This window comes from Psychrobacter fulvigenes, from assembly GCF_904846155.1.
Taxonomy (GTDB): Bacteria; Pseudomonadota; Gammaproteobacteria; order Pseudomonadales; family Moraxellaceae; genus Psychrobacter; species Psychrobacter fulvigenes.
On record NZ_CAJGZP010000001.1, the window covers coordinates 1451780 to 1464590 of the forward strand.

General features: G+C 44.8%; 12 protein-coding genes and 1 pseudogene. 6 read left to right on the forward strand and 7 right to left on the reverse strand.

The features are described 5' to 3' along the window. The first annotated feature begins 97 nt into the window (after positions 1–97). On the forward strand, positions 98–955 hold the full coding sequence (locus JMX03_RS06350) for a D-Ala-D-Ala carboxypeptidase family metallohydrolase (RefSeq protein ID WP_227695406.1): 858 nt from the start codon (positions 98–100) through the stop codon (positions 953–955). Positions 956–1185: 230 nt separating this feature from the next. After that, positions 1186–1431, forward strand: coding sequence for a hypothetical protein (locus JMX03_RS06355; RefSeq protein ID WP_201595311.1), 246 nt, complete (start codon positions 1186–1188; stop codon positions 1429–1431). Here the strand turns inward: JMX03_RS06355 and JMX03_RS06360 are convergent. Next, positions 1423–2702: pseudogene (locus JMX03_RS06360) on the reverse strand (IS256 family transposase). The gene JMX03_RS06355 and the pseudogene JMX03_RS06360 overlap by 9 nt on opposite strands. Here JMX03_RS06360 and JMX03_RS06365 point away from each other — a divergent pair. Then, the gene (locus JMX03_RS06365) at positions 2702–3118 is read left to right on the forward strand and encodes a hypothetical protein (RefSeq protein ID WP_201595313.1); all 417 of its coding nucleotides are present in this window, start codon (positions 2702–2704) and stop codon (positions 3116–3118) included. The pseudogene JMX03_RS06360 and the gene JMX03_RS06365 sit on opposite strands and share 1 nt — an antisense overlap. On the opposite strand, the gene JMX03_RS06370 is transcribed toward JMX03_RS06365, so the two are convergent. The 4 genes from JMX03_RS06370 to JMX03_RS06385 all read right to left on the reverse strand — a co-directional run bounded on the left by JMX03_RS06370 (position 3115) and on the right by JMX03_RS06385 (position 6902). After that, on the reverse strand, positions 3115–4680 hold the full coding sequence (locus tag JMX03_RS06370) for a M16 family metallopeptidase (RefSeq protein ID WP_201595315.1): 1566 nt from the start codon (positions 4678–4680) through the stop codon (positions 3115–3117). The two genes, JMX03_RS06365 and JMX03_RS06370, sit on opposite strands and share 4 nt — an antisense overlap. A gap of 52 nt (positions 4681–4732) precedes the next feature. Then, positions 4733–6238 (reverse strand): M16 family metallopeptidase, encoded by a 1506-nt coding sequence (locus JMX03_RS06375; protein ID WP_201595317.1) that lies wholly within the window; start codon positions 6236–6238, stop codon positions 4733–4735. Positions 6239–6310: 72 nt separating this feature from the next. Continuing rightward, a complete protein-coding gene (locus JMX03_RS06380; RefSeq protein WP_201595319.1) occupies positions 6311–6487 on the reverse strand; it encodes a hypothetical protein in 177 nt (58 codons plus the stop codon). Between the two features lie 205 nt (positions 6488–6692). After that, positions 6693–6902, reverse strand: coding sequence for a hypothetical protein (locus JMX03_RS06385; RefSeq protein ID WP_201574904.1), 210 nt, complete (start codon positions 6900–6902; stop codon positions 6693–6695). A 654-nt stretch (positions 6903–7556) separates the two neighbouring features. On the opposite strand from JMX03_RS06385, the gene ftsY reads away from it, so the two are divergent. Then, on the forward strand, positions 7557–8534 hold the full coding sequence (gene ftsY / locus JMX03_RS06395) for a signal recognition particle-docking protein FtsY (protein WP_227677999.1): 978 nt from the start codon (positions 7557–7559) through the stop codon (positions 8532–8534). Positions 8535–8576: 42 nt separating this feature from the next. Beyond that, positions 8577–9149 (forward strand): methylated-DNA--[protein]-cysteine S-methyltransferase, encoded by a 573-nt coding sequence (locus JMX03_RS06400; RefSeq protein WP_201595321.1) that lies wholly within the window; start codon positions 8577–8579, stop codon positions 9147–9149. A 123-nt stretch (positions 9150–9272) separates the two neighbouring features. On the opposite strand, the gene JMX03_RS06405 is transcribed toward JMX03_RS06400, so the two are convergent. Continuing rightward, the gene (locus JMX03_RS06405; RefSeq protein WP_201574902.1) at positions 9273–10022 is read right to left on the reverse strand and encodes a YebC/PmpR family DNA-binding transcriptional regulator; all 750 of its coding nucleotides are present in this window, start codon (positions 10020–10022) and stop codon (positions 9273–9275) included. Positions 10023–10509: 487 nt separating this feature from the next. Here JMX03_RS06405 and JMX03_RS06410 point away from each other — a divergent pair, with 487 nt between their 5' ends. Then, on the forward strand, positions 10510–11340 hold the full coding sequence (locus tag JMX03_RS06410; RefSeq protein ID WP_201595323.1) for an ion transporter: 831 nt from the start codon (positions 10510–10512) through the stop codon (positions 11338–11340). 35 nt (positions 11341–11375) lie between these two features. Here the strand turns inward: JMX03_RS06410 and JMX03_RS06415 are convergent, their stop codons facing one another. Continuing rightward, positions 11376–12686, reverse strand: coding sequence for an ABC1 kinase family protein (locus tag JMX03_RS06415; RefSeq protein ID WP_201595325.1), 1311 nt, complete (start codon positions 12684–12686; stop codon positions 11376–11378). Positions 12687–12811 lie beyond the last annotated feature (125 nt).

Sequence of the window (12811 nt, forward strand, 5' to 3'; positions counted from 1 at the left end):
TGCCTGCATAAAATTTGATAGTATCGATAAAATGTTTTTAGCGATAATTGCCCACATGAAAAATACGAACAGTAGTATTACATTTATAAAAAAATCCATGATAGCTCTTGCTGTATGTGTCAGTAGTGTGGGTGCTCAAGCGGCCATCTTGCAAGACAATAGTGAGCGCCGCATTCAAATACGTCAAGGTACGGCTGTTACCAGTAATTATTCTAGCAACTCTAATCAGGCGCTATCAAGCGATGATCGTATGCAGGGGCTGATCAAACAAAAACAGCGCGAATATAATTTTGATGCCAACGTATCAATAGAAGAAAACAAACGCGTGTATATCAATAAGCCTAGAGCAAGCACTGGTTATAACAATAGTTATAGCACAAGCGATAATTATTATAGTAATGCCACTGCGATGGATTTTAACACTTGGCTCAATAGCAATCACTTTCGGGCACAAGAAGTTGCAAACTACCAACGTTACCTAAGCTCGCAAATCGGGGCTCATAATGTCCCACCGCTTGAACAATTGCTTACCACAGCGCGTAGTTGGGATAAGTGCGGTTATGAGCCTTATCAGTTGCCACCGCAAGAGTTATGGTCAAATATCGTGCCTACGTTACGGCTCTATAGCTTATTAAAAAATCAAGGAATCTTGCCAGCAAGCACGGAAATCCGTTCTGTCTATCGTAGTCCGGGACTCAATAGCTGTGCTGGCGGTGCTAATAGCAGTAAGCATATGACTGCGGGCGCAATAGATATTTGGGTTCCTGAGTACCAAGATAACTTTTGGCTACTGAGTAAGATGCAAGACGATCTGTGTCAGTTTTGGCAATATCAAGGGGAGTCTTATAACTTTGGACTGGGTTTGTACTCAACAGGTTCTGTGCATTTAGACACGCAAGGTTATCGTAAGTGGGGCTTTAATCATGCTACGAGTAGCTCGTCTTGTCGGTATTAGTATCACTCTAAGCAGCCTATGGGTATAGGGGATAGTATCAATCAGCCAGTGATGAACGAAGGTACTAGTAGCTTTGATCGTTGATGCGTTATAAATTTGAGCTGACGTATAGGTCACTGAAAGTTAGTGAGATTTTGGTTATATATGTTTTAATAGCCATGAATTATTGTTTGTTTGAACGACATTCATTCATCAAGTAGTGACATAAGTGTTTGATATAAGCAGATTTTATGAAAAATACTAGGTTTTCAATGGCTGCTATACGTAAGTTTAAGCCAAGTAAATATATTAATAAAAAAGAGCTAGCATTGATTGTTACAGCTGCATCCGTGCTTTTTGTGAGCAATGCTTGTAGCCCAAGTGATCCTAATACAAGTTTGGTTGATGTAAATCCTACAGCAATCAAGCAGCAGCAGCAAAAAGCTGCTGAAATTGAGAGCCCATCCCGAATTCTGTGTAACTGCCCTTTAGATTAAATGCCTGCTTATACGATCATCAAACATAATCATAAAGCGATTAAGAGCAGACGTCCAGTTACGAATCGGCATCGACCACTTCTTGGATGCCTGCTGTGTTGCTAGATATACCACTTTAAACGCTGCCTGATCAGAGGGAAATACCTTACGCTTATTCACCGCCGTACGAATCACGCTGTTTAGCGACTCAATAGCATTGGTGGTATATATGACTTTTCTAATGTCTTTAGGGTAGCCAAAGAACACCGTTAAGCCCTCCCAGTTATTACGCCAAGACTTGATGACATGCGGATACTTATCGCCCCACACCTCATCAAGGTGTTCGAGATTGGCCTCTGCTATCTCAAGCGTATCAGCGCCGTAGATGGCCTTTAAATCAGTCGCTATTGCCTTCTTATCTGTCCAAGGTACAAACTTCATTGAATAGCGTACCATGTGCACGATACACAGCTGAACCTGAGCGTTGGGGTAAACCGTATTGATGGCATCAGGAAAGCCCTTTAGACCGTCGACGCAAGCGATTAGGATATCTTGTACCCCGCGGTTTTGTAGTTCAGTGAGAACGCCAAGCCAGAACTTAGCGCCTTCATTCTCTGATAGCCACATGCCAAGCAGCTCTTTTCTACCATCAAGTCCCACGCCTAGCGCCAGATAGATTGCCTTGTTGATAATCTGCTATCTTGACGTGCTTTGACGACGATGCAGTCTAAGTAGACGATAGGATAAACACTGCTCAATGGCGGTGCTGCCAAGCGGTGATATCGTCAATAATATTGTCAGTGACTCTTGAGACAAGAGAGCTTGAGATATCGACACCGTAGAGCTCTTTAATGCTCTCTACAATCTCGGTGGTGGTTTGACCTTTGGCGTATGAGCGAGGATCAGCAAGTGTCTGGGAGACACTTGCCCGAAGCGCAAGACGGAAGGCTATGCCTGTAGTGAAATATGATTTTATCATCAAGGCCACTAATACGGGTTTGATGCTTGCGCACTAGTGTAGGTTCAAAGCTGCCACCGCGGTCTCTTGGAGTGGAGATCTCAAGGTCGCCTGTGTCGCTACGGACGGTCTTTTTAGTATGACCGTTGCGCTTATTAGGCTTGTCTGCTTTTTCATGCTTGGGGTATCCAAGATGGTCTTCCATCTCAGCTTCTAAGGCAGTGTCGATAAAAGATTGCATGAGCTGCTTTTGAAAGTCTTTGATGTCATCAAAGCTGTTCATGCTACCAGCCATTTGCTCGGCCAGTTTCTTGATATCAGATTGGTTAGTCATTGCTTATTCTCCTGTTAGTGGATTATAAGCAGTTACACAGAGTTTGGGAAACTCCCGAAATTGAGGACAATATCAAAAACTCCTATGCGCGGCTGGCGGCTCAGCATGCTGATATATGCCCCAAATTGCTGCAAGGAAGTATAGGTGAAGCCACTATTGAGCGTGCTTCTGAGGTGATGGTGAATGATCACTGCGATTATTTTTTGTATTTACGTCGCGGACAGAAGCTTGCTGTTACTCTTGACAATAGACAGATAGAAGCATTACTAATTGTGCCTACGCTGCATAATTTTGCCAACGGCGACTATGAGGTAGTGTCTTCTTATGATAAACATGTCATTCGCTTAGCTTATGATGGTGCCACCTACAAGCCTAAGCACTTAAGCTATGATGTAGCCATAACGGTTACAGACTAATCTGTAACCTTATTCTCAGTTGAGACTTTCAGTTTCGGATCGTCTGCTCCTACCGTCACAATCAAAAAGCGATCAGGATCAAGTGTCTCACGCATGGTCTGATTGACTGCTGGTAGCTGGACGTTGTCAATGCGTCTCATATAGTCGGTCAAATAGTTATCTGGTAGTTTATAAAAATTCATCATCCCCAATAAACCATTGATTCCCGCATTACTCGCAAAACTCATCGGAAAGCTGTTCTTCATGTTGTCCGTGGTCAAGCGCATCTCATCAAGAGTAATTCCCTTGTCTAACGTGTCGTGAATGACTGCTAAGCTGGCATCGATAGCATCGCGGGATTTGTCATTACGTGTGGAAAACCCTATCTGATAAGGGCCGCGAGCCAACATTGGACTCATAGAGCCTGAGATGCCATAGGTAAGCCCAAGGTTTTGACGTATTTGTGTCATCAGTCGGGCATTGAAGTTACCGCCTGCCATGACTTCATTACCCACGGCAAAGTTGGTTTGCTGCTGCTGAGCCTTAGTATCAGTGGCGCGCTTGTTGCCCAATTGACCCATTAATACCGTGGTTTGAGTACTGGGAAATGGAATATGAATGTGCTGTGCTTGGGTGAGGGGTTTTGGTTCAGGTAAGGGCTCAGCGGCTTTACCTGTAGGTAAGTCGCCAGTGATGGCATCAGCGAGTTGTTTGGCTTGGGCTAATGTTAGATTGCCCGTCATGGCAAGTGACGCATTGGCAGCGACGAGATAGCGGTCTTGAAAGTCCGTCAGATCTTCTTTTTTGATGCTTGGTACGGTCTCAAGTGTGCCCGATGAAGGGTGGGCATAAGGGTGCGACCCATACAGAGCCTCATTGAAAGCGAGGCTAGCAAGGCTGCCTGGATCTTGTTTTTGCTGCTGTAGACCGACCAGTAATCTTGCTTTATTGCGCTCCAAAATCTGCGGATCAAAAGTTGGCTGGGTGAGGGTTTGGGTCATTAAATCAACTGCGGGTAGCAAATGCTCATCATCAGACAAGCTGCGCAGCGAGACGATAAACATGTCTTTGTAGGCACGACTCCCTAGATCAATACCTAAAGTCTCAACAGCGCGGGTAAAGGCATCTTCATCTAAGCGGTTGGTTCCTTGAGTGAGCATCGTAGCGGCCATGTTGGCGATACCAAAACCATTGTTACGTATATCCCCGTCACGGGCGCTACCAGCATTGAAGCGCAAGTCGATATCTACGATAGGGAGGGTAGTTGCACGCACAAAAGAGACAGGCACACCAGCAGAGGTCTTGAAATGCTCAATCGTTGGTACAGTGAGCTGTAGCGGTTTGGCGTTATCAAGGCTGGTAAGCTTAGATAATGCTGCAATGGGTGCGCTTGCATCCACTGTCGCGGTAGAGTCGCGATAGCCGTCTTCGGCAGCCAAAGCAGCATGAGCTGAATTTGTATAAGCTGGAGTGGTCAGCGCTGCTAACCCCAAAACCATACCCGCACTGAGAGAGGATATACGCATAGATTTGGTGCGTTTTTGCTGTGCTAGAGTTGCGTGTTGTAGTGTTGTTTTTAGCATGGATATAAAAGCCTTCTTAGTCATATTTTTCTTCTTAGTATTAGGACACGGTCTAGTCAGTCGTTTCTGCTGTGCTTGTCTCAGCTTTATCCGTTTGACTGGCAGGTGGTACGATATGCATCACGGTCAGGTTGTCTGGCACCAGGTATTTTTTGCTGGCGGCTTGGATGTCAGCGACACTCACGCTATCTAGCTTGGCGGGCAGGGTTGCAAGTAGTCTGTCATCGAGTCCGATAGTCTGTAGTGAGCCAATCATCTGGGCTTGTCCTTGCATACTGTCTTGCGCGTAAACTAGGCCAGTGACAGTATTGGTCTTCGCGCGGCTTATTTCATCGGCATTGATGGGGTCGGTAGCAAGCTTGCCTATCTCAGCCGTGATGGCGTCTTGCGCTTGCGTCAAGCTAATACCTTCACGAGGAGTAGCTTGTATCAGAAACAAGCCGTCGCCGCGATCAAGCAAGTTATAAGAAGTTCCTACAGAGGTCAGTAGGCCTTGTTCACGGATGAGCCGACTCTCTAGTCGAGCAGACAGACCGCCGTCAAGCACATCTTGCGCAAGTGAAAGAGCGTACGCTTGCTTTTCATTATTTGCAGCCACTGTTGACAGACTAGGTACGTTATAACCCATAAGTAATACGGGTACCTGAACCGCTTGCTCAGAGTCTACTTTTTGATAGCCACGAAAGCCTTGTTGTCTGACGGCAGGACGCTCAGGCAGAGTAGTGCTGGGTTTTAGATCGTCAAAGTAGCGTTTGACTTGCGTCAGCACGTCTTCTGGTTCAACATCACCGACGATCACCAAGGTTGCGTTATTAGGTGCATACCAGATTTTGTACCAGTCTTTTAACTCAGCCAGTGTAATAGACTCAAGCTCGCTCATGGGTCCGATAACAGACTCGCCTTTAGAGCTGTCAGGTAGAGCTAGTAAGCGAAATGACTCATAGGCCTTGGCCAGTGGATTGTCATCGGTACGTTGGCGACGCTCTTCCATGACGACTTGCCGCTCTTTATCAAACGCGGCGGCATCGAAGCGCAAATTAGTCATACGGTCGGCTTCTAACTCTAGCGCGAGCGCCATACGGTTCGCTGGAAACAGCTCATAGTAACCAGTATAGTCATAGCTGGTAAAAGCATTATTTACCCCGCCAAACTTGGCAATCAAACGTTCATAGTCATCACTTGAGACGTCAGCCGTGCCTTTAAACATCATGTGCTCAAGTAGATGCGAGATGCCGCCTTTATCGTGCGGTTCATCTGCTGAGCCCACACGATACCAAATTTGCGTCATCACGACTGGGGCACGGTGGTCTTCTTTTACGATGATTTTAAGTCCATTGTCTAGCTGATACTCATGCCGACCTGACATATCCATAGCCAGCGCTGAAGGCTGCTTAGTTGCATCTGTTGTTGGGCTAGGAGTGACGGTTGTCAAACTGGTTACATCGGGTTGCGCGGTTGGTTTAAGATTACTGGTTTGACACGCAGCAAGGGTGGTAGCAAGTGCTAAGGCGCAGGCCATGCGTAGTGAGTTAGCAGGTAGTGATAAAGACAGAGACATGATAGGTTCTACTTATAAAATAACGGCTGAATATGGCTAAATAAAGAAGGGTTATTGTGTATGATATAGGCTTTATAGAGATTTATGTCCACCAACAATAACGCTAGCGGTTGGCTTGAATTCTTGAGTTGTGCTACAGCCTACGGCTGCTAATAATAAAATGCTCATAATCATAGCGACCATAATTTTCATGATGGTGTTCGCACGCGAAGTGGTTGACGTCTTGTAAGTTGATAGTATTGCTGACATAAATATTCCTGATTTTTAATATAGTGAATCCTAAATAAAAAGAGTACTGCTTTTACGGCGTGCTACTGGTATAAATTTTCTTTGCTTGCTGTGCGACTCCGTCACTGTTCGATGCTGCATAAAACTCACCCCAGTAGCACTGTATTTGTTTTATAGTGAATCGGTTATAAAAAGTTGTTTTAAAAAGGTAAGACAATAAGACGTATTACAATATTTTTTTCATATCGGAGATTAAGATGGCCGTGGGTTCAAGTGCTTGCATGGTGGCGCAGCCTACGGTTGAAAAAGACAAAGCCAATAAAACAAGCGGTAGGCTTAATTTATGGGTTTTTCTATAAATAGAGTCGCTCTTAAAACCCTGCTTAATATTAGGTTTGATGTCGCTCGATGGGCATGATTGAGTTAGCGGTAACATGTCTGTTCCTGTTTAAATAATCGCTTATAGCTGACTGTAGCGAACTTTAACATCAGCAAAGTCAGAGATTTGTGTCCAAACCTTAAGAGAAGCTTGCTCAGCTGATTTGTCACGCATCAGCGGTTACTGTTATTGACGTCGCTGAGCTTGCCTTGAATTATGCTAAACTAGCACAAAAACCATCTCTTATTCTAATGATGCCGTTGATACTGCTATAAACGGCACAACAAACACATTACTGACAGTGATAACCTTTAGGGCAAGCATATGAATAATCCAAATAATAGCAATCGTGTGGTCATCAACTTGGATGGTGACCTTGATGATTTAGATGACGATGATATTACCTTACCCAGTTTGCCAGCGCAATCCGTCCCCATCATAGATGAGCCTGAGACGAGTGCTGTGCGCACGCAAGAGAGTACAGCAAAGAATATAGGCGCAAATGTAGAAGTATCAACAGCAGACGCTGCAGAAAGTATCGAGCTGGGTACGCCAATTGTATCGACTGACACAAAAGATACGTCTGAAAGCACGGCGGCCAACGAACAACATATCAAAAGTGATACCAATCGGCCTACTATCCCAACGATGCCTTTGCAAGAACATGCAAGTGAGAGCGCAGCAGCAAAGTCATTAGTAGCCAGTACTGAGATGGCTGAAGCTAAACCAAAGCATGTAGATGAGAAGCAAGGCCGTCAACAGGGCAGCTGGTTTAATCGGATGAAATCAGGACTCAGTAAGTCACGTAAGAATCTAGCAGAAGGCATGGTTAGTATCCTTATCGGTGGCAAAGAGATCGATGATGAGTTATTAGAAGAGGTTGAAGACCAACTGTTGGTCGCTGATATTGGGGTAAATGCGACCAATCGTATTATCAAAAGTTTGACTGAGCAAACAGCTCGTGGTGATTTGATTTATGCGCATTCACTGTATAAGGCCTTACAAAGCGAGCTGGTTGACATCTTAACGCCAAAAGTAGCGCCGCTGGTGATTGATACCAGTAAAAAACCCTTTGTTATCTTGGTTGTTGGCGTGAATGGTGTAGGTAAAACGACTACCATCGGGAAGCTTGCCAAGCGTTTACAAGGTGAAGGTAAGTCGGTCATGCTAGCGGCTGGTGATACTTTCCGCGCTGCTGCTACCGAGCAGCTACAGATTTGGGGTGAGCGTAACAATATCCCAGTCGTCGCTCAAGGTCATGGCTCTGACAGCGCTTCGGTCATCTTTGATGCGATGCAATCTGCCAAAGCCAAAAACATCGACGTGCTGATTGCGGATACTGCAGGCCGTTTGCAGAATAAGACTTACTTGATGAACGAATTAGAAAAAGTAGTACGAGTGATGCAAAAGTCAGACCCGAGCGCCCCGCATGAGGGCATGATTGTCCTTGATGCTGGTACAGGTCAAAATGCCATCAATCAAGTGGAGCTGTTCAATAAAGTGGTGCCACTAACGGGTATTACTATTACTAAGCTTGACGGTACGGCCAAAGGTGGGGTGGTATTCAATATCGCTGAAACGACCGATGTACCCATCCGTTATATTGGGGTTGGCGAGTCAATTGATGACTTGCGTGCCTTTAGTCCCAAGCAGTTTGTTGCCGCTTTGTTTGAGACGGATGAAAGTTAACCTTTTAGCAAGATGAGCAGTTAACAAGGCAGGGGAGGTATTATGATTGTAACAATGACAAATTTTGCTCAAGATCAATTAATTTTGATAGCAAGCACAGATGAGCATCAAAGCCCCAAGCTTGTTGAGATTAATTGGCTGTCAAAAGATCAGTCATGGCGACAGTCTAAATCCTCTGCCAAGCTCAAAAGGCACTATGAGCTTAGCGAGGATGATTTCATATTCATAGATAAGAATAGCCTAAGTAAACAGTATCCTGCTCAGGCTTTACTGCTTGATGCCATTAACCAGCTTAATAAATATGCTGCTGGCAAGCGCGATAGTTTTGACTTGCCACTAGATACCTCAATAGGTACTGAGTTTCAGCAAAAAGTATGGCAAGCACTACAAGCTATCAATTACGGTGAGGCTATCAGCTATGCTACGTTAGCACAGCGCGTGGGTAATCCAAAAGGCTTTCGCGCGGTGGCCAATGCTAACGGCAAAAACCCCTTTAGCATTATTATCCCTTGCCATCGGGTCATTGCCAGCGATGGTAAGCTTGGGGGCTATACTGGTGGACTGGATAAAAAAGCATACTTGCTAGCACTTGAAGGGGTGCAGTATAAAACCTAAAACTCAAAATGAGTATTAAAGCTCTCTGCTAGAGAGATGTAAACTGAGAAGCAGGTAAAAAGCCAAACGTTATCTATAGCGTTTGGCTTTTTTATTTCTTAATGAGTGAACTATAAATGCAAGCTACTCTTCAAGCTGAGCCATCACCTCATCGGTGAAGCTGACGTTGGTATAGACCTCTTGTACATCGTCTATATCCTCCAGCATATCGATCATTTTCATTACTTGTTGTGCATCATCGATATTATCAATTTCAGCTTGCGTAGAGGGTGACATAGTCACTTCAGCATTGTCTGAGACAAGACCAGCAGCATTAAGGGCATCTTTGACCTGACCAAAACTTTCCCATTCAGTGATGACAAGCAGGCTGTCGCCATCATTTTCGATATCAAGAGCGCCAGCATCTAGCGCGGCAAGCATAACTTCATCTTCTAAGCTTGTGTCATTAAAGGAGATCTCACCACGCTTAGTAAACAGATAAGCCACTGAGCCTGAGGTGCCAAGGTTGCCATCGTGCTTAGTAAAAGCATGACGCACTTCACTGACGGTGCGATTGACATTGTCGGTCATGGTTTCGACAAGCACAGCCACGCCGCCGACACCGTAACCCTCATAGCTGATCTCATCCATATTAGTAGTGTCGCCGCCACCAGTACCACGATCGACCGCACGATTAATAGTGTCGCGGGTCATATTGACTGACAGACCTTTTTCGATAGCGGCCCGTAGACGCGGGTTTTTATCAGGATCAGGGTCGCCTTGTTTGGCGGCTGAGACGATTTCACGGATAACTTTGGTAAACACCTTGCCTCTAACTGCATCCTGACGGGCTTTACGGTGTTTTATATTTGCCCATTTTGAATGACCTGCCATATTATATCCTTAAGTTTCACTGGCTATTTAGTACATGCTCAATGTGAGTCACATACATGATAATGTTTTTATTTATTAGCATGTTCAATATGCTCTAGCAATCACGCTTTGTAGAGGTGTGTCGATACACTTTCCTAGCGTAACCAGCTTAGGCTTATGCTTGCGAATTGTATGTCGTTAACAGCAGTTTTTTGCTACACTGTGGCAAATTATGTGCCATGATGGTGAGCTTGAGCGGTCTATATTATAAACCACTTCTGCGCATTTTGACTAACCCGCGCTTATCTCTATTACGTCAAACCATCCGATATTATGTATAGTCAATTCAATATAAAAGAGGCACATTCAAATTAGCGTTCTGCTGGTATCAGTTTTTCTCTCTTGCTGCGCACTTTGCACGGTTTGATGCTGCGAAAACTCATGTTAGCAGTACTGTTTTTTTAACTGAATCGACTATAGCTACTGACTTTATGAGCCCACAGATTCTATGAAGCAACCAACTGCTGAAGTCATTACTTATCTACGTAACCGCATTCATATTATTATCGAAGGCACAGACACCCGTTTGGGTAAGTTTTTTGATATTGTATTGCTAATTGCGATTTTGACCAGTGTCGGCGTAGTGATGCTTGATAGTGTGCTATATATGCGTTTGCAATATGGGACGATATTTTATTATGCAGAATGGTTCTTCACCATTTTATTTACTTTTGAATATCTTTTAAGACTGTTTTCAGCGCCCAATCGTCTTCGCTACGCTTTTAGTTTTTTTGGTGTAGTGGATTTATTGTCCATCTTACCAAGCTACTTAAGCTTATTTTTTGGTGGTGTACAGTATCTACTGGTCATACGAATTTTACGTATCTTACGCGTGTTTCGTGTGCTCAAGCTAAAAGCCTACATGCAGCAAGCGGGTTTTTTGGCATCTGCCCTCAGAACCAGCCAACAAAAAATCACCGTATTCTTTTTATCATTGGTGCTACTGGTAACAATTTTCGGCTCAATTATTTATGTGGTAGAAGGGCCTGAGAATGGTTTTACCAGTATTCCAGTCTCTATCTATTGGGCAGTCGTCACGATGACCACCGTTGGTTATGGTGATATGTCGCCAAAAACACCACTGGGTCAGGCCATTGCGACCATGGTCATGATCACGGGTTACTCTATCATTGCGGTGCCGACAGGGATTTTTACCTCTGAGCTGGCGCGTAACATGCGCCCACAGCTCAATCCTGTCACCTGCCCAAACTGCGGTAAGTTTGGTCATGCAGTAGGTGCGGTATTCTGTGATCGCTGTGGCCATGCTCTGCATGTGTGAGTTTTATTGATATTAAGTTATTGACCTCTAACTTATTAATACTTTGGTGTTTCCAAGTATTCTTCTACCAGTGGCGACAAATCTATCTCGACGCCTAGGTTTACCAAGTTCCAATATTGTCCCGATACCGTACGATCGAGCATCATAGTCGTCGCTGACGGTTGGAACTGACCAAAGTACTTCAAAGACGTCCGCATCTGCGTAATGGCTTCATGATGGACTTGGCTACCCGCAAAATCAAAAGGGCCTTCTTGATAGGGCGCTATAGACAGAGGTTTTAGGCCAATGGCAAGCCACTGCTGGTAAAACTCTCCCGGTACGTTTTTTTCATCATCACGGCGGATGCCCAACGCGATCAAATCTTGTTCAAGTGCTGTCGTATCGCCTTTTACAGCATGATAAGCGAACCTGCGAAACAACTGTACTTCCGCATTGCTATAGCTGCGGATACCACCGAAATCATAGGCAACGACGCTGCCATCCTCGCGAAAGGCAAAGTTGCCAGGATGCGGATCACAATGCATGCGATATAAGCCAAATAACTGACCTGCACTAAAGTGAAATAGTCGCTGAGCAATTTTTTGTTTGACGCTGTTGTCCCAAGTCGCCGCAGTGGTCAGGCTTTCTCCCATCTCTTCCGTCAAGGTCAAAATCCGCTTGGTAGAATGACTGCTGATAACTTTGGGGATAATGAGACCTTCGTCGTCGGCGTGAAAGGCGCCAAATACTAATAAGTTATGTGCTTCCTTGATATAGTCGAGTTCATCATGCAAGCTTTGACGTATCTTATCAAACAGTTGCTCTTGCAGTTTGCGACTCATATTAAGCACGCCTGCGACTTTTAAGGCCATGCGTACTTGTTTGAGGTCACTGTCGCAGTTTTCATCGACATCGGGATACTGCACTTTGACCACTACCTTTTGTCCGGAGGGTAGGATGGCTCTATGAACCTGACCGATGGATGCTGCCGCAAAAGGCACTTCTTCAAATTCAGTAAATAACTCATTAATAGGCGCTTTGAGCTCGCGCTCAACCTGCATACGAATCTGAGCGTAAGGCATTGGTGGCGCGTCTTTTTGCAGTTTTTCTAGAGCGGTTGCGACTTCAGGCGGAAACACATCTTTATACTGTGAGGCAATTTGTCCCACTTTCATGACAGCGCCTTTCATCTCACCTAAGGTCTCAGCAATCTGAATCCCCACATCTTGCATCATCTCAGAGCGTGCTTGCAGACGCTTTTCTTCGTCACTAGACAGGTGCTTTAATGAGTTCTTAGCCGCTTTGCCTGCGATGCTTGCAGTCATACCAGCAAGTTTCATAAAGCGTTTTCCGGACGATTTTGCCATTCATATCACCGTGTGTTGAGTCATTATTGGTATATTAAGTCGTTATGTTGATGCAGCTCTATTCTAATTAAGCCCAAGCGGTTTAGCCAGTATGCTTAAGTTACTAAATACTCAAGTTTTCAATA

Coding starts and splice junctions, on each gene's coding strand:
- JMX03_RS06350 (WP_227695406.1), top strand. CDS start 98: ATGATAGCTCTTGCTGTATGTGTCAGTAGTGTGGGTGCTCAAGCGGCC.
- JMX03_RS06355 (WP_201595311.1), top strand. CDS start 1,186: ATGAAAAATACTAGGTTTTCAATGGCTGCTATACGTAAGTTTAAGCCA.
- JMX03_RS06370 (WP_201595315.1), bottom strand. CDS start 4,680: ATGCTAAAAACAACACTACAACACGCAACTCTAGCACAGCAAAAACGC.
- JMX03_RS06375 (WP_201595317.1), bottom strand. CDS start 6,238: ATGTCTCTGTCTTTATCACTACCTGCTAACTCACTACGCATGGCCTGC.
- JMX03_RS06380 (WP_201595319.1), bottom strand. CDS start 6,487: ATGTCAGCAATACTATCAACTTACAAGACGTCAACCACTTCGCGTGCG.
- JMX03_RS06385 (WP_201574904.1), bottom strand. CDS start 6,902: ATGTTACCGCTAACTCAATCATGCCCATCGAGCGACATCAAACCTAAT.
- ftsY (WP_227677999.1), top strand. CDS start 7,557: ATGGCTGAAGCTAAACCAAAGCATGTAGATGAGAAGCAAGGCCGTCAA.
- JMX03_RS06400 (WP_201595321.1), top strand. CDS start 8,577: ATGATTGTAACAATGACAAATTTTGCTCAAGATCAATTAATTTTGATA.
- JMX03_RS06405 (WP_201574902.1), bottom strand. CDS start 10,022: ATGGCAGGTCATTCAAAATGGGCAAATATAAAACACCGTAAAGCCCGT.
- JMX03_RS06410 (WP_201595323.1), top strand. CDS start 10,510: ATGAAGCAACCAACTGCTGAAGTCATTACTTATCTACGTAACCGCATT.
- JMX03_RS06415 (WP_201595325.1), bottom strand. CDS start 12,686: ATGGCAAAATCGTCCGGAAAACGCTTTATGAAACTTGCTGGTATGACT.